The organism is Variovorax trehalosi, assembly GCF_051216415.1.
In the GTDB taxonomy this organism is placed as follows: Bacteria; Pseudomonadota; Gammaproteobacteria; order Burkholderiales; family Burkholderiaceae_C; genus Variovorax.
In genome coordinates this window covers 373,936-393,878 of the sequence record NZ_JBPJZG010000002.1, presented here as the reverse complement: position 1 = coordinate 393,878, position 19,943 = coordinate 373,936, and the positions used below count along the sequence as shown (strand labels likewise).

Genomic DNA, 19,943 nt, shown 5'->3' with positions numbered 1-19,943 from the left:
TGCGGCGCCCGGCCTCCACCACACACGACGAGGACCTCCTACCATGAGCTTTTTCGGCAAGATTTTTTCCAAGATTTTTCCGTCGGCCAACGCCGCTGAAGTCGTCGCCGCACCGCCGGCGGCTGCACCGGGCGCACCGGCCGTTGCGGCACCGCCGCCTTCGATCCCGCTGGGCGACGTGCCGGCCATCCTGGACGCGATGCCTGGTGCCGCCGCCCTGAACTGGCGCACCTCGATCGTCGACCTGCTCAAGTTGCTGGGCCTGGACAGCAGCCTCGCCGCGCGCAAGGAACTGGCCAGCGAAATTCTCTACAGCGACGGCGAGCCGGGTTCGGCCGAATGGAACATCGGCCTGCACAAGCAGGTGATGACCCGCATCGCAGCCAATGGCGGCACGCTGCCAGCCGAACTGCGCGACTGATCCGGTCCCCGGACCACGCCAACAAAAAAGCCCGGCCATGCCGGGCTTTTTGCTTCCTGCCTCAAAGAAGAGGAGAAAGGAAGGCGAAGGCTTCAGGTCCAGCCCGCATCCACCACGTAGTCCTGCGCGGTGCACATGCGCGAATCGTCGGCCGCCAGGAACAGCGCCATCGCCGCGATGTCCTCGGCCATCACGCGCCCCGGCAGGCATTGGGCCGCATCGATCTCCGCGGCGGATTCGGGCTTCACCCACAGCTTGATCTGCCGCTCGGTCATCACCCAGCCCGGCATGATCGTGTTGACCCGGATGTTCTGCTTGCCCAGGTCGCGCGCCAGCGAGCGCGTGAGGCCGATCACGCCCGCCTTGCAGGCCTGGTAGACCGGGTAGCCGCGGCCCTTCATGAGCCAGCTGATCGAGCCGAAGTTGACGATCGATCCGCCGCCCAGCGCGCGCATGTCGTCGGCCACGGCCTGTGCGGCGAAAAACTGGTGCTTGATGTTGACGGCCACCAAGCGGTCGAAGTCTTCGCTGGTCACGTCGGCCATCTCGTGGCGCCGGTCGTTGGCCGCGTTGTTCAACAGCACGCCGATGGGTCCGAAACGGGCGCGCACACCAGCGATGGTCGCGGCCAGCGCGGCCGTGTCGGTCACATCGCAGACGCTGAACAGCGCAGGCGTCTCGCCCTGCAGCTCGGCGGCGAGCGCCGTGCCGGCAGCCGTGTCGAGGTCGCAGAAGCCGACTTTCGCGCCCTGTGCGTGGAAAGCCCGCACCAGCGATTCGCCGATGCCGCTGGCGCCGCCCGAGATGAAGACGGTGCGCCCGGCCAGCGACGGATAGCGGGCGGTGTAGGGGGAGGTTGGGGTGGCTGTGGTCATGGGAATGAAGACGACGGCGATGAAGATGGAAACAGGCCACGAGCGTACCGGATGCAGCCGCCATGGGGGAAACGCGGGCTTCCGCCTGGCGTATGGCTTCCGGCCTGTGGGCAGGAAGGCCCGGCGTGGATAGTCTTGCCGCCATGAACTCCTTCCACCGCCGAGCCCTCGTCAGCTTCGCGCTTCTCCCCGCCTTCATCGTGGCGCGGCAGGTCCGTGCGCAGGCCTCGGCGGCGCCGGTGCTGCTGTTCAAGGTGGTCTCGCCGCGCGACGACGTCGTCGTCGGCATCGAGTCGGCCCAGCTCGGCGCCGGCGCGACGCCGCCCGTGCAGCGCCTGGCCGCGATGCTGGCCGAGAAGGGGCAGCTCACGCTCTGGCAATACGCCTCGCAGCACGGTGAGGGCGGCGCGCTGGTGCAGGCGCCGCTGCGTCAGATCGTGGTGTTCAAGAACGAGCTGCTGCGCATCGAGCCGTACACCACGCCGCTCGCGATCAAGCCGCCGGGCGCCGCCAAGTAAGGCGCGGACAGGCGACCGGCTAGACGCCGCGCGCCCGCTCGGCCTTGAACCGCGCGCGGAATTCCGTGAACGTGCCCGCGTCGAGCGCCGCACGAATCTCGGTCATCAGGTTCAGGTAGTAGTGCAGGCTGTGGATGGTGCACAGCATCGGCCCGAGCATTTCGCCGCAGCGGTCCAGGTGGTGCAGGTAGGCGCGGCTGAAGCCTTCGCGTCCGCCATCGTTCCACGACACGCCCGAGGTCCCGGCGCAGGCATGGCAGGTGCAGCTGGGGTCCACCGGCTGCGGGTCGCTCTTGTGGCGGGCGTTGCGCATCTTCAGGTCGCCGAAGCGGGTGAACATCGTGCCGTTGCGCGCATTGCGCGTGGGCATCACGCAGTCGAACATGTCCACGCCGTCGGCCACGCCCTGCACCAGGTCCTCGGGCGTGCCCACGCCCATCAGGTAGCGCGGCTTGTGGGCCGGCAGCCGGTGCGGCGTGTGGCCCATGATGTGCAGCATCTCTTCCTTGGGCTCGCCCACGCTCACGCCGCCGATGGCGTAGCCGGGGAAGTCCATGTCGACCAGCGCGGCCAGCGATTCCTCGCGCAGGTTCTCGAACATGCCGCCCTGCACGATGCCGAAGAGGGCGTTCGGGTTCTCGAGTCGAGCGAACTCGGCCTGGCAGCGCTTGGCCCAGCGCAGGCTCAGCTCCATCGAGGTGCGCGCCTCGGCCTCGGTCGTGATGTGGCCCTTGGTGTCGTAGGGCGTGCACTCGTCGAACTGCATCACGATGTCGCTGTTCAGCGTGGTCTGGATCTGCATCGAGACCTCGGGCGTGAGGAACAGCTTGTCGCCATTGACCGGCGAGGCGAACTTCACGCCCTCCTCGCTGATCTTGCGCATCGCGCCCAGCGACCACACCTGGAAGCCGCCCGAGTCGGTGAGGATGGGCTTGCTCCACTTCTCGAACTGGTGCAGCCCGCCGAAGCTCTGCATCACGTCGAGACCCGGGCGCATCCACAGGTGGAAGGTGTTGCCCAGGATGATCTGCGCGCCCATCTCTTCCAGGCTGCGCGGCATCACGCCCTTGACGGTGCCGTAGGTGCCCACAGGCATGAAGATCGGCGTCTGCACCTTGCCGTGGTTGAGCGTGAGCGTGGCGCGGCGCGCGTGGCTGTCGGGGTCGGTCTTGAGGAGTTCGAAGTTCAGCATGGTGGTCGTCTTCAATCTTTTTGTCGTGCCAGCAGCATGGCGTCGCCATAGCTGAAGAAGCGGTAGTGGTTCGCGATGGCGTGGGCATACAGCGCCATCACCCGCTCGTAGCCCGCGAAGGCCGAGACCAGCATCATCAGCGTGCTCTTGGGCAAATGGAAGTTGGTGACCAGCACATCGACGTGCGCGAAGGCGAAGCCCGGCGTGATGAAGATGCGCGTGTCGCCCGTGGCCTCGCCGCTCCTGGCCCACGATTCGAGCGTGCGCACGGTGGTCGTGCCCACGGCAACGACACGGCCGCCGCGCGCCTTGCACTCGGCAATGGCGCGCTGCGTGGCCTCGGGCACTTCGTAGCGCTCGGCGTGCATCGTGTGCTCGGCGATGTTCTCGGTCTTCACCGGCTGGAAGGTGCCGGCGCCCACATGCAGCGTGACGTTGGCGCGCTGCACGCCGCGCGCTTCGAGTACAGCCAGCAGGCCTTCGTCGAAATGCAATGCCGCGGTCGGCGCGGCCACCGCGCCGGGCACGCGTGCGAACACGGTCTGGTAGCGGCTTTCGTCGTCGGCCGAGTCGGTGTGGGTGATGTAGGGCGGCAGCGGCACGTGGCCGCAGCGCTCCATCAGCATGTAGGGGTTCTCGCCCGTGTCGCTCTCGAAGGCGAAGCGGAACAGCGCGCCGTCTTCCTCGGGCCAGCGGCCCAGCAGCGTGGCGCGAAAGCCACCGACCATCTCCAGCGTGGTGCCCAACGGCGGCTTCTTGCTGACCTTCATGTGCGCCACCACCTCCTGGCCCTGCAGCACGCGCTCGACCAGCAGCTCGAGCTTGCCGCCGGTCGGCTTCTCGCCGAAGAGGCGGGCCTTGACCACGCGCGTGTCGTTGAAGACCAAGAGGTCGCCCTCGCGCAGCAGCGAGGGCAGGTCCTTGAAGATGCGGTCGGCCGGTGCGTCTCCCGTGCCGTCGAGGAGACGAGAGGAGGTGCGTTCGGAGGCCGGGTGTTGCGCCACCAGTTCGGGTGGCAGGTCGAAATCGAAATCGGAAAGCGTGAAGGCGCGCATGGTGCTTGAGGGCCGGACGGGCCCGTGCCAAGGAGGCATGGGAAAGGGAGGAAGACGCGGGAAGCGCAGGATTGTCCCATGGCCCGCCGCCACGAGCCCGGCGTGGGGTTGCCGAGGCAGAATCGACGGATGGTCGATTCATCCGTCGCGCGCGTTCCGCTGGCGCCTCCTCCCTCCGAAGGCGAGCTCTTCAAGAAGATCCTCGGAAGCGCCTGGCAGGGCCTGCACCCGGACATCCGCCGGCGCTTCGACAAGAACCCTTCGCCGGGCAAGGCGCTGCATTACCTGGGGGCGTTGAGCGAGCTGCGCTGCTCGCGCTTCGGCAAGCTGCTGGGGCACCTGACGCAGCCGCTGATCCAGGGCGCGCTGATTCCTTACAGCGACAGCCACTTCCCGGTCGAGATCCAGGTCTATGCCAAGCCCGACGACCCGGCCATCTACAAGCAGCGCATCTACCGCCTGCACGGCCGCAAGCCGATCCAGTTCACCAGCTTCATGCGCGAGAGCGCGCGCGGCGAGGTGCTGGAGTACGTGGGCATGGGCCTCGGCATGAAGCTGGTGCTGAGCGTGGAGAACGGCAGCCTGCATTTCCAGAGCGACGGCTATTTCTGGGAGGTGTTCGGCTGGCGCATTCCGCTGCCCGGCGTCTTCACGCCCGGCAAGACCTTTCTCTGGCACCACAACGAAACGCCCGAGCGCTTCAACATCCGCATCGAGATCCGGCACTGGCTCATGGGCACGACCTTCACGCAGGTCGGCGTGTTCGAGGAAGTGGCCGACCCGGGGGCGGCCGCCGCATGATCGACACGCACCTGCTGGCGCTGCAGCTCATGGCCGCGCAGGGGCTGATGGGCGCCTTCGACACGCTCTATCACCACGAGGGCACCGAGGCGCTCGCGCAGCGCAACACGGCGCGGCGCGAGCTGGCGATCCATGCGGTGCGCTCGTCGATCTACTGCGCGATGTTCATCGGGCTGTCGTCGTGGGCCTGGCATGGCGTGTGGGCGTGGGTGCTGCTGGCGGTGTTCGGCGTGGAGATCGTGCTCACGCTGTGGGACTTCGTGATCGAGGACGGCAGCCGCCTCCTGCCGCCGACCGAGCGCGTCACGCACACGGTGCTGGCCATCAACGCCGGCGCCTTCATCGCGCTGCTGGCGATGAATGCGATGGACTGGGCGGCGCAGCCGACGGCGCTGGTGTGGCAGCCGCAAGGCTGGCTGGGCGCTTTTCTCGCGCTGTGCGGCGTGGGTGTCGGTATCTCCGGGCTGCGCGACGGGCTCGCGGCACGTGCGTTGTTCCGACGCACGGCGCAGGAAGAGACGCGAGCCGCCGAGGCGCCGGTGCATTTCGGCACGCGGCCGCAGCGCGTGCTGGTGACCGGCGGCACCGGCTTCATCGGCCAGATCCTCGTGCGCCACCTGCTGGCCGACGGCCATGCCGTGACGGTCTGGACGCGCGACGCGCGCTCGGCCGCATGGAGCTTCGGTGGCGCGGTGCGCTGCGTGCAGCGGCTCGACCAGATTCCCGAGACCGACCCGTGCGATGTGGTCATCAACCTCGCAGGTGCGCGCATCCTCGGGCAGCGCTGGAGCGAACGGCGTCAACAGCAGTTGCTGCAAAGCCGGGAAGGGCTCACCCGCACGCTGGTCGCATGGATCGCCACCCGCCCGCGCAAGCCCTGGCTGCTGCTGTCGGGCTCGGCCATCGGCTACTACGGCGTGCAGCCGCAAGGCGATGCCGCCGAACTGACGGAAGACGCGCCGCCGCAGGACATCTTCATGTCGACGTTGTGCCAACGATGGGAGAAGGCGGCGCAGGCCGCGACGGCGTATGGTGTGGACGTCGCCTGCATGCGTTTCGGTTTCGTGCTCGGCCACCAAGGCTCGCTGCCGCAACTGCTGCTGCCCGTCGCGCTGGGCATGGGCGGACGGCTGGGGAGCGGGCGGCAGTGGCTGTCGTGGGTGCACGTACACGACGTCATCCGTGCCATGGCCCATGTGTGGAGCGCTGCCGAGCAGGCGGGAGCCGACAGTCCAGCGACCGCGCAGGCCTTCAACTTCACCGCACCCGGCGCGCTCAGCCAAGAAGACTTCACGCGCGTTGCCGCGAGCGTCATTCACCGTCCCTTCTGGATGCCGACGCCCGCCGCGTCCGTCAAGCTGCTGCTCGGCGAACAGGCCGACCTGCTGCTCGAAGGCCAGCGCGTGGTGCCGGCCCGCCTGCTGCAGACAGGGTTCCGCTTCGCGTTCCCCGACGCCCGCGGCGCCTTGACGGACCTTTGCCGGCCACGATAGAAGCCTTGCCCGTGCCCGCCAAGAAAGTCCCCTCCACGTCCGCAGACGCCGCCACCGCGCCGTCGCCGCCGCAGCCGCCCGGCTCGGGCCTGAGCCTCGTGCAGCGCGCCCTGCGCAAGCTCGGCCTTGTGCGCGACATCGACTTCGCGCTCTATCTCCCGATGCGTTACGAGGACGAGACCCGCATCGTGAAACTCGCCGACACGCGCGACGGCGACATGGCGCAGGTCGAAGGCGTGGTCACCGAGTGCGAGGTGGTGTACCGCCCGCGCCGCCAGCTGATCGCCACCATCGACGACGGCAGCGACACCTGCCAGCTGCGCTTCTTCAACTTCTACCCCTCGCAGCAGAAGCAGCTCGCGGTCGGCGCGCGGGTGCGCGTGCGGGGCGAGATGCGCGGCGGCTTCGTGGGGCGGCAGATCATGCATCCCACGGTCAAGGCCGCGGGCACTTCGCTGCCGGAGGCGCTCACGCCGGTCTATTCGACCGTCGCCGGCCTCGCGCAGCCGGTGCTGCGGCGCGAGGTGCGCTCGGGCCTGGCGCGTGCGGTGCTCGACGAGACGATTCCGGTGCAGATCGGCCTGCGCGGCGCGTGGGACCTGCGCAGCTCGCTCACCTTCCTGCACTACCCCACGCCCGACGTGGCGATGGCGACGCTCGAAGACCACAGCCACCCGGCCTGGCAGCGCATCAAGGCCGAGGAACTGCTCGCGCAACAGCTCTCGCAACTGCAGGCCCGGCTGGAGCGCGCGGCCCAGCGTGCGCCGTTGCTGCCTTCACCGCCGGAACCCGTGGTGACGTCGCTGCATTCGCAGCTGCTCGCCGTGCTGCCCTTCGGCCTCACCGGTGCGCAGCAGCGCGTGGGCGAGGAGATCACGCGCGACCTCGGCCGCGAGATCCCGATGCACCGGCTGCTGCAGGGCGACGTCGGCTCGGGCAAGACCGTGGTGGCAGCGCTCGCGGCGGCGCGCGCCATCGACGCGGGCTTCCAGTGCGCGCTGATGGCGCCGACCGAAATCCTCGCGGCCCAGCATTTCGGCAAGCTCGTGGGCTGGCTCGATCCGCTGCTGGCCGCGCGCGGCCTGCGCGTGGCCTGGCTCACCGGCAGCCAGAAGAAAAAAGAGCGCGACGCGATGTCGGCCGCGGTCGAGAGCGGCGAGGCCGCGCTGGTCATCGGCACGCACGCCGTCATCTCGGAGAAAGTGCGCTTCAAGAACCTCGCGCTCGCGATCATCGACGAGCAGCATCGCTTCGGCGTGGCGCAACGCCTTGCATTGCGCGGCAAGGCCGTCGGCCATCTCGAGCCGCACCTGTTGATGATGAGCGCCACGCCGATCCCGCGCACGCTCGCGATGAGCTACTACGCCGACCTGGACGTCTCCACGCTCGACGAGCTGCCGCCGGGCCGCACGCCCATCGTCACCAAGCTGGTGGCGGACCACCGGCGCGACGAGGTGATCGACCGCATCCAGGCGCAGATCGCGCAGGGCCGGCAGGTCTACTGGGTGTGTCCGCTGATCGAGGAGAGCGAGGCGGTCGACCTGCGCAACGCCACCGAGACGCGCGACGAACTCGCCGAAACGCTCGGCGAAGCCATCCACGTCGGCCTGCTGCATTCGCGCATGCCGACGGCCGAGAAGCAGGCGGTGATGGCGGCCTTCACCGCCAACGAGATCCAGGTGCTGGTGAGCACGACGGTGATCGAAGTGGGCGTCGATGTGCCGAACGCCTCGCTGATGGTGATCGAGCATGCGGAGCGCTTCGGGCTCTCGCAACTGCATCAACTGCGCGGCCGCGTGGGCCGCGGCGCCGCGGCCTCGGCCTGCGTGCTGCTCTACGCGCCGGGCGACAGCGGCCGCGTGGGCGAGGCGGCGCGCGCGCGGCTCAAGGCGATGGCCGAGACGGGCGACGGCTTCGAGATCGCGCGGCGCGACCTGGAGATTCGTGGCCCCGGCGAATTCCTCGGCGCGCGGCAGTCGGGCGCGCCGTTGCTGCGCTTCGCCGACCTCACCACCGACACGCTGTTGCTCGACTGGGCCCGCGAACTCGCGCCAGTGATGCTCCAGAAGCACGCCGAGCTGGCCCAGCGCCACATCGACCGGTGGCTCGGCACCAAGGCCGAATACCTGAAGGCTTGAGCGGCCTTACGCCGTGGGGCGACGGGTGAAGGCGAGGATCAAGCCGAAGCCGACCATCATGCTGCCGCTCACCTTGTTGAACCAGCGCATCGCGCGGCTGCCGTTTGCGAGCCGGCGCATGCGCGCACCCAGCATCGCGTAGAGCGCGATCGCGACCAGTTCGAACACCAGGAAGGTCGCGCCCAGCAGCACATAGCTGGAGGCGTAGGCGCCGGGCACCACGAACTGCGGGAAGAACGCGGTGAACACCAGGATGGCCTTCGGGTTGCCGGCGGCCACGGTGAACTCCTGCCGCGCCAACGCGCGCAGCGAAGGCGGTGCTGCCGCATCGCGCGCCTGCACATCGGCTGTCGGCGCCGGTGCGCGCAACAGGCGGATGCCGATCCACACCAGGTAGGCGGCGCCGATGTACTTGATGACATCGAAGGCCAGCTCCGAGGCCACCAGCACCGCCCCCATGCCCAGGCCCGCCACGGCGATCATGAGCGCGAAGGCCACGAGGCGCCCGCTGGCCGCGATCACCGCGGGCGACACGCCGTGCCGCGCACCGTTGGTGACCGACAGCAGGTTGTTGGGGCCGAAGGCCATGTTGATGGCAAAGCAGGCCGGAAGGAACAAGAGGTAGGTGGACAAGCTCATGGTTGCATCCTGCTACGCAAATAACTGCGATGACGAAGGTTCGCCATTATCCGCAGGCTTGCGGATGTGTACGACGAAAGCCTGCAGATGCAACAACGCTGCATTAGCGCCATGGTGTTTACGCGGGGTTCTTGTTGCGCGACTTGTTTTCTAGACTGCGCCGCGATGCTTTTCCGCGCGGCTTTCGATGGCTGCGCAGCGCTGCATTTTTCTTCAGACTTTTTCGCTACTGGTTCGCGTCTTGCACGCGTTTCGGAAGTGGTTCGCACGCTGAATATTCCAACAACACACTGCACGGAGGAAAGTCGCAATGACTTCCAAGAGGATGAACAGACTCGCGCTCGCCATGGCCGTTGCCGGCCTCGCATCGCACCCCGCATGGGCCCTCCAGACCTATGCCGGAGACCCGGGAATGATCGGTGCGCCGGCCAGCTGGCGCACCGCCGAGTTCATGCGCGACTGGGGCCTGATCGCGATGGGCACCGAGTACGCCTACGCCGGGGGCGTGAGCGGCGCGGGCATCAAGATCGGCGAGGTCGATTCGGGCTACGACGCCTCGCATCCCGAGTTCCCGGTCTCGCGCTATCACGGTGTGCCGGTGGGCGCGATTCCCGGCGCCTACAACGGCGCATACAACGACCGCCATGGCACGCACGTCGGCGGCACCATCGCCGCGAGCCGTGATGGCGGTGCCGCCGTGGAGAACATGCACGGCGTGGCCTTCAATGCGGACCTCTTCGTGGCCAACACGGCCAAGACCGACGGCGCCAACTTCGGTCGGCCGCTGCCCGGCGATTCGGCGGTCATCACGGTCGACAACCAGCACATCGCCGATGCCTACCGGGCGGCGAACGCGCAGGGCGTGCGCATCATCAGCACGAGCTGGGGCAGTCCGCCGACGGGCGAGCAGTACAACACCCTCGCGCAGCTGCACACCGCCAACGGCTACTACGTGGCCAACAACACCTGGATCCAGGGCGCGTTCGATGCCGCGAAGACAGGCACGCTGATGGTGTTCAGCGCGGGCAACGGCGGCTGGCTCAACCCCAGCCCGCGGGCGGCCTCGCCGTACTTCAATCCCGAGCTTGAAAAGAACTGGCTTGCCGTCTCCGCGCTGAGCAACATCGGGCAGACCTTCAATGCCGACGGCTCCGTCAACGTGCCGGGCACGCAGCGCTACAACAAGTGCGGCGTGGCGAAGTGGACCTGCGTCACGGCACCGGGCTACCAGATCAACGGCACGGTGCTGGCCGGCGGCTATGCATCCTTGTCGGGCACATCGATGGCCGCGCCGCATGCCTCGGGCGCGCTCGCGCTGATCATGGAGCGCTTCAGCTACATGACCAACGAGCAGGTGCTCACCGTGCTGAAGACCACCGCGACCCAGAACGCGACGATCATCGATGCGACCGGCACCGGCACGATGGCCAACCCCGAGGCGGGCCAGCAGGTGAAGGTGCCCGACGTGGTCAACGGCTGGGGCACGCCGAGCCTGCGGCGTGCGATGAACGGGCCGGGCCAGTTCATCGGGCCGTTCGCAGTCAACACGCAGGGGCAAAACGACACCTGGTCGAACGACATCTCCGATGTTGCGATCCGTGCACGTCGCGCGGAAGACGCCGCCGAGGCCGCCGCTTGGCAAACGACCAGGCAGACGCGCGGCTGGACCGCGGGCCTGCCCGGCGGCGCGAGCGATGCGGACCGCAGCGAATACGCGACCGGCGCGGCACGCGAGGCGGCGCGCAGCACGCGGGTCTATGCGGGCAGCCTCGAGAAACTCGGCGCCGGCACGCTGACCCTGAGCGGGCAGAACAGCTACACGGGCAGCACCGCGGTGAACGGCGGCACGCTCAAGGCGGGGGCGGTCAACGCCTTCAGCGGCGCGTCGGCGCACAGCGTGGGGGCGGGCGGCACGCTCGACCTTGCCGGCTTCAGCCAGAAGCTGCCGTCGCTTGCGAACAGCGGCGTGGTGTCGCTGGTCGGCGCAGCGCCGGGAACAACGCTCACCATCACCGGCGCCTATGTGGGCAACAACGGCACGCTGCGGCTGGGTATCGTCCCCGGAATCGGCAGCCCCGCGAGCGACCGGCTGATCCTCGACGGCGCGGGTGCGAGCGCCAGCGGACGCACGTCGGTGCAGATCGCCAACTTCGGCAGCCTCGGCGCCATGACCATCGGCAACGGCGTCGAACTCATCAGCGCGATCAATGGTGCGTCGACGACGGCGCAAACCACCAAGGACGCCTTCGCCCTGGCGGGCGGCCATGTGGACGCGGGCGCCTACGAGTACCGGCTGCATGCGGCCGACGTCAATGGCGCAGGTGAAAACTGGTACCTGCGTTCGACGGCGCCGTTCCCGGGATCGCAGCAGCCCGCCTACCGCACCGAAGTCCCGATGCTCGCCGCGCTGCCCGAGCAACTGCGCCAGGGCAACCTCGCCATGCTGGGCAGCTCGCGCGTGCGCACGGGCGACGACGACGCCCGGACCGGTCGCAACGATGCGGGCGACGAGGCCGGCGCTCCGCTGCGCAGCGCCTGGGGCCGCGTCATCAGCACGAACATCAATATCAGCCAGCAGGGCACCGTGAGCCCGAGGAGCGAGGGACGCCTCACGGGCCTGCAGGCCGGCACCGACCTGTGGGCCAACCGCAACTGGCGCGCCGGCGTGTACGTCGGCCGGCTCGAAGGCGATGCCCGCACCCGCGGCTTTGCGCGCGGCGTGTTCGACCTCGCCGTCGGCAGCAACGACCTGCGCAGCGACTACCTCGGCCTGTATGGCAACTTCACGAGCGACGCCGGCTTCTACGCCGATGCGGTGCTGCAGGGCGGCCGCCACCGCTACACCACAGGGTCTCTCGACAGTTCGCCCTCGGCTTCCGGCAAGGGCAAGAGCACGCTGCTGTCGCTGGAGGTGGGCCAGAGCTTTGCGCTCGGCAGCGACTGGAAGATCGAGCCGCAACTTCAACTGGTGCACCAGCGTGTGAACCTCGACGACGTGACGCTCCTCGGCGCCCGCGTCTCGCAGGACACCGACAGCGGCTGGACGGTTCGCGCCGGCGTGCGGCTCAAGGGCCAGATCGCCGCCGGCGCCGGCGCCGGCGTGCTGCAGCCGTACGCGCGGCTGAACGTCTACCGCACTTCCAGCGGCACGGACGTCGCGCGCTTCATCGGACCCGCGGGCTGGAGCGACATCGGCACCCGCACCGGCGGCACCAGCACCGAACTCGCGGGCGGTGCCACACTGGCCGTCGGCGAGCGGACCAGCCTGTACGCGGAAGTGGGCAAGCTCTTCGCCTCGGGCGGCAATGCGCGGGTGAAGAGCGGCATCAATGCGAGCCTGGGCATGCGCGTGAAGTGGTGAGGGGGCGATCCGTCGGGGGGCAGGATGATGACGGCATCGACCCCTGACAACGCCGGGTCACGGAGGCTTGCGCATAATTGACGCAAGCTATGACTCTCACCGAACTCAAATACATCGTCGCAGTAGCCCGCGAACGGCACTTCGGCAAGGCGGCCGAGGCCTGCTACGTCTCCCAACCGACCCTCTCGGTGGCCATCAAGAAGCTCGAGGACGAACTCGAGGTCAAGCTCTTCGAGCGCAGCGCGGGCGAAGTGACCGTCACGCCGCTGGGCGAGCAGATCGTGCAGCAGGCGCAAAGCGTGCTCGACCAGGCCGCCAGCATCAAGGAGATCGCCAAGCGCGGCAAGGACCCGCTGGCCGGCCCGCTGAACCTGGGCGTGATCTACACCATCGGCCCGTACCTCCTGCCCGACCTGGTGCGCCAGGTGATCGCGCGCACGCCGCAGATGCCGCTGGTGCTGCAGGAGAACTTCACCGCCAAGCTGCTGGAGATGCTGCGCGCCGGCGAGATCGACTGCGCCGTGATGGCCGAGCCATTCCCCGACACCGGCCTTGCGATGGCGCCGCTGTACGACGAGCCCTTCATGGCCGCGCTGCCGGTCAATCACAAGTTCGCCGGCCGCGAATCGATCACCTCGGAAGAACTGCAGAACGAGACCATGCTGCTGCTGGGCACCGGCCACTGCTTTCGCGACCACGTGCTCGAGGTGTGCCCCGAGTTCGCGCGTTTCTCCAGCAATGCCGAAGGCATCCGCAAGAGCTTCGAGGGCTCGTCGCTCGAAACCATCAAGCACATGGTGGCCTCGGGCATGGGCGTGACGCTGGTGCCGCGCCTGTCGGTGCCGGCCGAGGCGCTCAAGCCCAAGGCCAAGGGCAAGAAGGACTCCGAGCAGATGGTGCGCTACCTGCCGGTGCGCGATGCGCACGACCGCGATCCGCCCACGCGCCGCGTCGTGCTCGCATGGCGGCGCACCTTCACGCGCTACGAGGCCATTGCCGCGTTGCGCAATGCCATCTATGCCTGCGAGCTGTCGGGCGTCAAGCGTTTGTCCTGACGATTTGCGACGTTGGCCTACGTGCCGGCCGTTTTGAATCGTTGATCGCTGGGATAGAGTGACGCTGTTGCGAAGCCGCGTGCCGGCTTCGAGAATCGACATGTTCCTCTCAACTTGAAGAAAGACCACTCGCCATGGCCAAAGCTCCAAAGAAAACCAAGCCAGCGTCGACCGCCTCCTCGGGCAAGGTGCCCAAGAAGGGCGGCGCCATCGTCGCGCAGGAGTCCGGCAGCCGCAACGCGCCGATCATCAACATTGGCATCGAGCGCCAGGACCGCGCGGCCATCGCCGAAGGCCTGAGCCGCGTGCTGGCGGACACCTACACGCTGTACCTCACGACCCACAACTTCCACTGGAACGTGACCGGTCCGCACTTCAACTCGCTGCACGCGATGTTCATGGGCCAGTACACCGAGCTGTGGGGCGCGACCGACGTGCTCGCCGAACGCATCCGCGCCCTCGGCCACTACGCGCCGGGCTCGTATGCCGAGTTCAGCAAGATCTCCACCGTGCCCGACGTGCCGCAGACCCCGCCCAAGGCGATGGAGATGGTGCGCATCCTGGTCAAGGGCCACGAGACCGTGTCGCGCATCGCGCGCGAGTTCATCCCCGTGGCGGAAGAGGCCGGCGACGACCCGACCGCCGACATGCTGACCGCGCGCTGCACGGTGCACGATCAAACCGCCTGGATGCTGCGCTCGCTGCTCGAGGACTGAGCTCGCTGCCATCCCGGAATCCGGGACACGAAACCGAGAGCGGCACAATGGCCGCTCTTTTTTCGTCCGTCTTTTCTGCAGCATGCTTGCACGCCGTCTCGCGCTCTACCTCGACCTGATCCGCTGGAACCGCCCCGCGGGCTGGCTGTTGCTGCTCTGGCCCACGCTGGGCGCGCTCTGGTTTGCGGCCGACGGCTGGCCGGGCTGGCAGCTGGTCGTGGTGTTCACGCTCGGCACCTTCCTCATGCGCAGCGCGGGCTGCTGCGTCAACGATGTGGCCGACCGCGACTTCGACCGCCATGTGAAGCGCACCGCCCAGCGGCCTGTGACCAGCGGCGCGATATCGGTCAAGGAAGCGCTCGCGCTCGGCGCCGTGCTGGCGTTGATGGCCTTCGGGCTGGTGCTCACCACGAACCGGGTGACGGTGCTGTGGTCGTTCGCGGCGCTGGCCATCACGCTGATTTATCCCTTCGCCAAGCGCTTCGTCTCGATCCCGCAAGCGGTGCTGGGCATTGCCTTCAGCTTCGGCATTCCGATGGCCTTTGCGGCGGTGCAGTCCACCGTGCCCGTGTTCGCCGCATGGCTGCTGGCCGGCAACCTGTTCTGGGTGCTGGCCTACGACACCGAGTACGCGATGGTCGACCGCGACGACGACCTCAAGATCGGCATGAAGACCTCGGCCATCACCTTCGGCCGCTTCGACGTGGCGGCGGTGATGCTGAGCTACGCGATCTTCCTGGCGGTCTGGGCGTGGGCCGGCGCCAGTCGGTCGTTGGGCATGCTGTTCTTCGCGGGGATCGCGATCGCCGCGGGGCAGGCGCTCTGGCACTGGCGCTTGATTCGCGATCGCACGCGCGACGGCTGCTTCAAGGCCTTCAGGCTGAACCATTGGCTCGGCTTCACGGTGTTCGTTGGCGTCGTCGCCGGCTACGCCATTCGCTGAAAGAAGAACGCACATGCTCGACCGCCTGACGCAGAAAATCGGCCAGGAGGGCTTGTCCGAGTGGCACGTCATCACCCAAGAGATGGTCGACCGGTACGCGGTGCTGTCGGGCGATGGCGAAGACGAATGGATCCACCTCGATCCGGAGCGCGCGGCCCGCGAGGCGAACTACGGCGGAACGATCGTGCCGGGCTTCTTCCAGGTCGCGCACCTGATCCGGCTGACCGGCGAGGCGATGCGCACGCTGCTGCCGTTCGATTCGAACCACGCGCTGAACTACGGCTTCGACCGCCTGCGCTTTGTCAGGCCGATGCCCGTGGGCGCGCGCTTCCGGGCGCGGGTGCGCGTTCTTGGCGCGACGCCCAAGGGAGAAGATGGCTTTCTGCTGAAGGAAGAGGTGCTGCTCGAACTCGAGGACGGTACCGTCACGCTGGCGGCCGAGTGGCTGTTCTTTCTCGGGCCGCGCGCGCTCGCCGGCTGAGCAGCTTCAATCGCGCCCGAATTCCTCGCCCAGCTCGGCCGCTCGCTTCTGCGCGGCGCGAATGGCGGTCTTGAACTGCGCCTTGACGTCCGCGCCTTCCAGCGAGGTGATCGCGGCGTAGGTCGTGCCGCCCTTGGAGGTCACGCGCTCCCGCAACACCGAAGGCGGCTCGGTCGCGCTGTGCGCCAGCGCCGAGGCGCCGGTGAAGGTGCCGATGGCCAGGCGCTGCGCCTGGTCGGGCGTGAGGCCCATCTCGATGCCGGCCTCGGTCATCGCCTCGATGAAATAGAACACGTAGGCCGGGCCCGAGCCGGACATGGCGGTGACCGCATCGAGCGCGGGTTCGGCATCGACCCAGAGCAGCTCGCCCGTGGGCGTGAGCAACTGGCCGACGAGCGCGCGATCGGCGCCGGTGACGTCCGCCCGCGCGAAAAGGCCGGTCATGCCCTGGCCGACCAGCGCGGGCGTGTTGGGCATGGCGCGCACCACGCGTTCGGTGCCGACCCAGCGGGCGATGCTGTCCGACGGAATGCCCGCGGCCACGCTCAGGTGGAGCGCCTCCCCGGCGAACGCGCGCACCGGCTTGGCGGCTTCGGCGAAGGCTTGCGGCTTGACGGCCCACACCACGACGGCGCAGCGCGAAAGGGCCTCGCCGGCCTCGGCCTCTGCCGTGATGCCGAAGGACTGCGCGAGCTTCGTGCGCGCCGCCTCGAAGGGCTCGACCACCTCGAACGCGTCGGCCGGGGTGCCTTGCTGGATCAGTCCGCCGATGATGGCGCTGGCCATGTTGCCGCCGCCGATGAAGGCGATGGGCGGCAGCGGCGCAGGAGCGGTGCGGGGCAGGAAGGTCACGGCGATGGTCATGGTCGGTCGATGTATTCGAAGGCGGCGAACTGGGTCACTTGCAGCGGATTGAAATTGTCGTCGCTCACGACCACCAGCAGGCGGTTGCCGTTGGGCAGCGGCGGTCCCCAGCACATGCCCTCGGTGTTGTCGAGGCGGGAGAGGCCGAGTGCGGCGAAATCGGCCACCAGGGTCTTGGCGACGGGCTGGTGGTTGCCCGGTAGGAGCGCGTCGATGGTGAGCACGTCGCTGGCGGCGCGGGTGTCGATCTCGTAGAGGCGCAGCGAGTTGCCGGCGCCGGAGGCGTAGGCGCGCTCCAGCACCAGCATGCGGTGCGCATCGAGCATCAGCACCTCGCTCACGCCGTTGTCCGCGTAGCTGCCGGGGATGAGGGGACGCAGGGGGATGGCATCGGGGACGTAGGCCATCTGGCGGGTGGCCAGGCCGGTCTCCAGGTCGACCTGGGTGAAGCGGCAGGGGCCGCCGGGCGTGCCGACGTTGGGAATGGGGCCATCCTGGATCAGGGCGTTTTCCATCGAGAGCCAGGCGAAACGGCCGTCGGGCGTGAGGGCGATCCCTTCGAAAGTCAGGTTGTCGCGCGGGCCGCGGCGTCGGGCCGGATCAGGCGTGAACATGGCGGGCAGCGCAAATTCGCGCAAGAAGCGGCCGTCGCGCGCCGACTCATACAGTGCGGGGCTGAAACCACGGGCGATGTCGCCTTCGCTGCTCCAGAGCAAGGTGCCGGTGGATGGGCGCAGGCGGATGGCTTCGGGGTCGGGAAGCGGGAGTCCGTTGATCGCGTGGCGGCGGTCGGGCCAGGGGCCACCGCCGGGGCGTTGCAGCTGAACAACGGCCGTCGGCTCTGGCGGGGCGGCTTGCGGCAGGGGCCAGCGGGCTGTGTAGTAGCGAACGGGGGCGAGGTCTGACCGGTCATCGCTGATAAGCAGGTACTCACCTCGTGTGGTGTCGTAGTCGATGCCCGAGAGGCCGCCTGCCGTGGTGTCTTCTATATGCAGCCTGTGCGCCCAGCGTGCCTCGGCGATGCGCCGCAGGCGCCCGGTGCCTGGAACTGGCGTTGCGCTCCCGCAGCCGGCGAGGCCCAGCGCCAGCACGGCAGCCGCGCCCCCCAGGAGGCTGCGGCGAGTGGGAAGAGGGGGCGAAAGAAGGGTTTTGGGAGTGGCGCGCACGCTCCGAAGTCTAGTGCCAGCACATGGTGGTGTAATGAGCCGGTTGACATCGGCAGAAGTGCCTGCAATAATCGCGGGCTTCGCTTCCAAAAGGCGAAGCTTTCAGCCCAAAGCGGAAGTGCCTCGAGTGGTTCGAGGTGCCGACGACGGGCCCAAGACTGACCGCGGTGTCTCCCTCCTGGAGGCTCATCGGTACAAGTTGGGAATATCAAGAAATGATCCAAACTGAATCCCGGCTCGAAGTGGCCGACAACACGGGCGCGAAATCCGTCCTGTGTATCAAGGTGCTCGGTGGCTCCAAGCGGCGTTATGCCAGCGTGGGCGACGTCATCAAGGTCAGCATCAAGGAAGCCGCTCCACGTGGTCGCGTCAAGAAGGGCGAGATCTACAGTGCAGTGGTGGTCCGCACCGCCAAGGGCATCCGTCGCACCGACGGTTCGCTCGTCAAGTTCGACGGCAACGCAGCAGTGTTGCTCAACGCCAAGCTGGAGCCTATCGGCACCCGCATCTTCGGACCGGTGACGCGCGAGCTGCGCACCGAGAAGTTCATGAAGATCGTGTCGCTGGCACCCGAAGTTCTTTAAGGACAACAACGCCATGAACAAGATTCGCAAAGGCGACCAGGTCATCGTGTTGGCCGGTCGTGACAAAGGCAAGCGCGGTACCGTCTCGCTTCGCAAGGACGACTCGCACGTCGTCATCGAAGGCCTGAACCTCGTGAAGAAGCACACCAAGCCGAACCCGCTCAAGGGTACGACCGGTGGCATCGTCGAGAAGTCCATGCCCATTCACCAATCCAACGTGGCGATCTTCAATGCCGCGACCGGCAAGGCCGATCGCGTGGGCATCAAGATTTCCCAGGGTGCTGACGGCAAGCGCGTGGCTGTTCGCGTCTTCAAGTCCAGCGGCGACGAAATCAAGTTCGCCTAAGAGGTACTCACATGGCACGTCTCCAACAACACTATCGCGAAAAGATCGCGAAAGACCTGACGGAAAAGTTCGGCTACAAGTCGCCGATGCAGGTCCCCCGCCTCACCAAGATCACCCTGAACATGGGTGTGGGTGAAGCAGTCGCCGACAAGAAGGTTCTCGACAACGCTGTCGCCGACCTGACCAAGATCGCCGGCCAGAAGCCCGTGGTCACCAAGTCGAAGAAGGCTATCGCCGGTTTCAAGATCCGCGAAATGCAACCGATCGGCTGCATGGTCACGCTGCGTGGCGTGCAGATGTATGAGTTCCTGGACCGTTTCGTGACCATCGCGCTGCCGCGTGTTCGCGACTTCCGCGGCATCTCCGGCCGTGCGTTCGACGGCCGTGGCAACTACAACATCGGCGTCAAGGAACAGATCATTTTCCCTGAGATCGAGTACGACAAGGTCGATGCCCTGCGCGGTCTCAATATCAGCATCACGACGACGGCCAAGACCGACGAAGAAGCCAAGGCGCTTCTCGCTGGTTTCCGTTTCCCGTTCAAGAACTGAGGCGAACATGGCTAAACAATCTCTGATCCAGCGCGAACTCAAGCGCGACAAGCTGGTTGCCAAGTTCGCTGCGAAGCACGCGGAACTGAAGGCAATTTCCAACGACGTGAAGAAGAGCGACGAAGAGCGCGCTGCTGCCCGCCTGGGCCTGCAGAAGCTGCCGCGCAACGCGAACCCCACGCGTCAGCGCAACCGTTGCGAAATCACCGGTCGCCCCCGTGGCACCTTCCGTCAATTCGGTCTGGCCCGCGCCAAGATCCGTGAACTGGCTTTCGCTGGCGACATCCCCGGTGTCACCAAGGCCAGCTGGTAAGCCAGGCAGGAGCAAACAACATGAGCATGAGTGATCCCATTGCCGACCTGCTGACGCGTATCCGTAACGCGCAGATGGTGGCGAAGCCCACCGTGTCGGTCCCGTCTTCCAAGGTGAAGATCGCGATCGCACAAGTCCTGAAGGACGAGGGCTACATCGACGGCTTCCAGGTCAAGACCGAAGCCGGCAAGAGCGAACTTGAAATCGTCCTGAAGTACTACGCTGGCCGTCCGGTCATCGAGCGCATCGAGCGCGTGAGCCGTCCTGGCCTGCGTGTCTACAAGGCCAGTGCTTCCATTCCGCAAGTCCAGAACGGCCTCGGCGTTGCGATCGTCACGACCCCCCAGGGTGTGATGACCGACCGCAAGGCGCGCGCCACCGGTGTCGGCGGCGAAGTTCTGTGCTACGTCGCCTAACCGAGACATCGAGGA

21 protein-coding genes are annotated in these 19,943 nt (G+C 67.4%); 15 read left to right on the top strand and 6 right to left on the bottom strand.

From position 1 onward, the window contains the following. Positions 1-43 precede the first annotated feature (43 nt). Positions 44-421, top strand: coding sequence for a DUF3597 domain-containing protein (locus ACSFA7_RS09840; protein ID WP_280809115.1), 378 nt, complete (start codon positions 44-46; stop codon positions 419-421). A 92-nt stretch (positions 422-513) separates the two neighbouring features. On the opposite strand, the gene ACSFA7_RS09835 is transcribed toward ACSFA7_RS09840, so the two are convergent. Then, positions 514-1,296 (bottom strand): SDR family NAD(P)-dependent oxidoreductase, encoded by a 783-nt coding sequence (locus ACSFA7_RS09835; protein WP_435499190.1) that lies wholly within the window; start codon positions 1,294-1,296, stop codon positions 514-516. A 143-nt stretch (positions 1,297-1,439) separates the two neighbouring features. On the opposite strand from ACSFA7_RS09835, the gene ACSFA7_RS09830 reads away from it, so the two are divergent. After that, positions 1,440-1,814, top strand: coding sequence for a hypothetical protein (locus ACSFA7_RS09830; RefSeq protein ID WP_435499189.1), 375 nt, complete (start codon positions 1,440-1,442; stop codon positions 1,812-1,814). Between the two features lie 19 nt (positions 1,815-1,833). On the opposite strand, the gene tgt is transcribed toward ACSFA7_RS09830, so the two are convergent. Next, the gene (tgt, locus tag ACSFA7_RS09825) at positions 1,834-3,006 is read right to left on the bottom strand and encodes a tRNA guanosine(34) transglycosylase Tgt (RefSeq protein ID WP_435499560.1); all 1,173 of its coding nucleotides are present in this window, start codon (positions 3,004-3,006) and stop codon (positions 1,834-1,836) included. 11 nt (positions 3,007-3,017) lie between these two features. Next, positions 3,018-4,061, bottom strand: coding sequence for a tRNA preQ1(34) S-adenosylmethionine ribosyltransferase-isomerase QueA (queA, locus tag ACSFA7_RS09820; RefSeq protein WP_435499188.1), 1,044 nt, complete (start codon positions 4,059-4,061; stop codon positions 3,018-3,020). Positions 4,062-4,190: 129 nt separating this feature from the next. On the opposite strand from queA, the gene ACSFA7_RS09815 reads away from it, so the two are divergent. Genes ACSFA7_RS09815 through recG form a run of 3 tightly spaced genes read left to right on the top strand, consistent with a single transcriptional unit; the run spans position 4,191 to position 8,493 of the window. Then, positions 4,191-4,862: a DUF4166 domain-containing protein gene (locus ACSFA7_RS09815; protein WP_435499559.1), complete on the top strand. Its 672-nt coding sequence runs from the start codon at positions 4,191-4,193 to the stop codon at positions 4,860-4,862. Continuing rightward, the gene (locus tag ACSFA7_RS09810; protein WP_435499187.1) at positions 4,859-6,355 is read left to right on the top strand and encodes a TIGR01777 family oxidoreductase; all 1,497 of its coding nucleotides are present in this window, start codon (positions 4,859-4,861) and stop codon (positions 6,353-6,355) included. The genes ACSFA7_RS09815 and ACSFA7_RS09810 overlap by 4 nt, the downstream gene beginning before the upstream one ends. Positions 6,356-6,360: 5 nt before the next feature. Continuing rightward, complete coding sequence (gene recG, locus ACSFA7_RS09805) at positions 6,361-8,493, top strand: ATP-dependent DNA helicase RecG (protein ID WP_435499186.1); 2,133 nt, start codon at positions 6,361-6,363, stop codon at positions 8,491-8,493. Positions 8,494-8,499: 6 nt separating this feature from the next. On the opposite strand, the gene ACSFA7_RS09800 is transcribed toward recG, so the two are convergent. Next, positions 8,500-9,132 carry a LysE family translocator gene (locus ACSFA7_RS09800; protein ID WP_435499185.1) on the bottom strand — a complete coding sequence of 211 codons (633 nt, stop codon included), beginning with the start codon at positions 9,130-9,132 and terminating at the stop codon, positions 8,500-8,502. 310 nt (positions 9,133-9,442) lie between these two features. Here ACSFA7_RS09800 and ACSFA7_RS09795 point away from each other — a divergent pair, with 310 nt between their 5' ends. From ACSFA7_RS09795 to ACSFA7_RS09775, 5 genes are all read left to right on the top strand, one after another. Beyond that, a complete protein-coding gene (locus tag ACSFA7_RS09795) occupies positions 9,443-12,493 on the top strand; it encodes an autotransporter outer membrane beta-barrel domain-containing protein (RefSeq protein WP_435499184.1) in 3,051 nt (1,016 codons plus the stop codon). 89 nt (positions 12,494-12,582) lie between these two features. Beyond that, entirely contained in the window at positions 12,583-13,548 is a 966-nt protein-coding gene (locus ACSFA7_RS09790) for a LysR substrate-binding domain-containing protein (protein WP_435499183.1), read from the top strand. A 134-nt stretch (positions 13,549-13,682) separates the two neighbouring features. After that, the gene (locus tag ACSFA7_RS09785; RefSeq protein WP_435499182.1) at positions 13,683-14,264 is read left to right on the top strand and encodes a Dps family protein; all 582 of its coding nucleotides are present in this window, start codon (positions 13,683-13,685) and stop codon (positions 14,262-14,264) included. An 82-nt stretch (positions 14,265-14,346) separates the two neighbouring features. Continuing rightward, positions 14,347-15,207, top strand: a complete 861-nt coding sequence (gene ubiA / locus ACSFA7_RS09780) for a 4-hydroxybenzoate octaprenyltransferase (RefSeq protein ID WP_435499181.1) — start codon at positions 14,347-14,349, stop codon at positions 15,205-15,207. A 13-nt stretch (positions 15,208-15,220) separates the two neighbouring features. Then, positions 15,221-15,688 (top strand): MaoC/PaaZ C-terminal domain-containing protein, encoded by a 468-nt coding sequence (locus ACSFA7_RS09775; RefSeq protein WP_435499180.1) that lies wholly within the window; start codon positions 15,221-15,223, stop codon positions 15,686-15,688. Positions 15,689-15,694: 6 nt separating this feature from the next. Here ACSFA7_RS09775 and proC read toward each other — a convergent pair whose 3' ends face one another. Both proC and ACSFA7_RS09765 read right to left on the bottom strand, forming a co-directional pair. Continuing rightward, on the bottom strand, positions 15,695-16,552 hold the full coding sequence (gene proC / locus ACSFA7_RS09770) for a pyrroline-5-carboxylate reductase (protein WP_435499179.1): 858 nt from the start codon (positions 16,550-16,552) through the stop codon (positions 15,695-15,697). Beyond that, positions 16,549-17,718: an esterase-like activity of phytase family protein gene (locus ACSFA7_RS09765; RefSeq protein WP_435499178.1), complete on the bottom strand. Its 1,170-nt coding sequence runs from the start codon at positions 17,716-17,718 to the stop codon at positions 16,549-16,551. The genes proC and ACSFA7_RS09765 overlap by 4 nt, the downstream gene beginning before the upstream one ends. Before the next feature lie 215 nt (positions 17,719-17,933). On the opposite strand from ACSFA7_RS09765, the gene rplN reads away from it, so the two are divergent. The 5 genes from rplN to rpsH are packed head-to-tail and all read left to right on the top strand — an operon-like array spanning position 17,934 to position 19,928. Then, entirely contained in the window at positions 17,934-18,302 is a 369-nt protein-coding gene (gene rplN / locus ACSFA7_RS09760; protein WP_435499177.1) for a 50S ribosomal protein L14, read from the top strand. Between the two features lie 13 nt (positions 18,303-18,315). After that, entirely contained in the window at positions 18,316-18,648 is a 333-nt protein-coding gene (gene rplX / locus ACSFA7_RS09755; protein ID WP_130427180.1) for a 50S ribosomal protein L24, read from the top strand. Between the two features lie 11 nt (positions 18,649-18,659). Next, on the top strand, positions 18,660-19,199 hold the full coding sequence (rplE, locus tag ACSFA7_RS09750; RefSeq protein WP_009124804.1) for a 50S ribosomal protein L5: 540 nt from the start codon (positions 18,660-18,662) through the stop codon (positions 19,197-19,199). A 7-nt stretch (positions 19,200-19,206) separates the two neighbouring features. Beyond that, positions 19,207-19,512 carry a 30S ribosomal protein S14 gene (gene rpsN, locus ACSFA7_RS09745; RefSeq protein WP_435499176.1) on the top strand — a complete coding sequence of 102 codons (306 nt, stop codon included), beginning with the start codon at positions 19,207-19,209 and terminating at the stop codon, positions 19,510-19,512. A 20-nt stretch (positions 19,513-19,532) separates the two neighbouring features. Further along, positions 19,533-19,928: a 30S ribosomal protein S8 gene (rpsH, locus tag ACSFA7_RS09740; protein WP_013544112.1), complete on the top strand. Its 396-nt coding sequence runs from the start codon at positions 19,533-19,535 to the stop codon at positions 19,926-19,928. Positions 19,929-19,943: the final 15 nt, after the last annotated feature.

Coding starts and splice junctions, on each gene's coding strand:
- ACSFA7_RS09790 (WP_435499183.1), top strand. CDS start 12,583: ATGACTCTCACCGAACTCAAATACATCGTCGCAGTAGCCCGCGAACGG.
- ACSFA7_RS09840 (WP_280809115.1), top strand. CDS start 44: ATGAGCTTTTTCGGCAAGATTTTTTCCAAGATTTTTCCGTCGGCCAAC.
- tgt (WP_435499560.1), bottom strand. CDS start 3,006: ATGCTGAACTTCGAACTCCTCAAGACCGACCCCGACAGCCACGCGCGC.
- ACSFA7_RS09795 (WP_435499184.1), top strand. CDS start 9,443: ATGACTTCCAAGAGGATGAACAGACTCGCGCTCGCCATGGCCGTTGCC.
- ACSFA7_RS09810 (WP_435499187.1), top strand. CDS start 4,859: ATGATCGACACGCACCTGCTGGCGCTGCAGCTCATGGCCGCGCAGGGG.
- ACSFA7_RS09815 (WP_435499559.1), top strand. CDS start 4,191: ATGGTCGATTCATCCGTCGCGCGCGTTCCGCTGGCGCCTCCTCCCTCC.
- ACSFA7_RS09830 (WP_435499189.1), top strand. CDS start 1,440: ATGAACTCCTTCCACCGCCGAGCCCTCGTCAGCTTCGCGCTTCTCCCC.
- ubiA (WP_435499181.1), top strand. CDS start 14,347: ATGCTTGCACGCCGTCTCGCGCTCTACCTCGACCTGATCCGCTGGAAC.
- ACSFA7_RS09775 (WP_435499180.1), top strand. CDS start 15,221: ATGCTCGACCGCCTGACGCAGAAAATCGGCCAGGAGGGCTTGTCCGAG.
- rplE (WP_009124804.1), top strand. CDS start 18,660: ATGGCACGTCTCCAACAACACTATCGCGAAAAGATCGCGAAAGACCTG.
- ACSFA7_RS09800 (WP_435499185.1), bottom strand. CDS start 9,132: ATGAGCTTGTCCACCTACCTCTTGTTCCTTCCGGCCTGCTTTGCCATC.
- proC (WP_435499179.1), bottom strand. CDS start 16,552: ATGACCATCGCCGTGACCTTCCTGCCCCGCACCGCTCCTGCGCCGCTG.
- ACSFA7_RS09785 (WP_435499182.1), top strand. CDS start 13,683: ATGGCCAAAGCTCCAAAGAAAACCAAGCCAGCGTCGACCGCCTCCTCG.
- rplN (WP_435499177.1), top strand. CDS start 17,934: ATGATCCAAACTGAATCCCGGCTCGAAGTGGCCGACAACACGGGCGCG.
- rplX (WP_130427180.1), top strand. CDS start 18,316: ATGAACAAGATTCGCAAAGGCGACCAGGTCATCGTGTTGGCCGGTCGT.
- ACSFA7_RS09835 (WP_435499190.1), bottom strand. CDS start 1,296: ATGACCACAGCCACCCCAACCTCCCCCTACACCGCCCGCTATCCGTCG.
- rpsH (WP_013544112.1), top strand. CDS start 19,533: ATGAGCATGAGTGATCCCATTGCCGACCTGCTGACGCGTATCCGTAAC.
- queA (WP_435499188.1), bottom strand. CDS start 4,061: ATGCGCGCCTTCACGCTTTCCGATTTCGATTTCGACCTGCCACCCGAA.
- rpsN (WP_435499176.1), top strand. CDS start 19,207: ATGGCTAAACAATCTCTGATCCAGCGCGAACTCAAGCGCGACAAGCTG.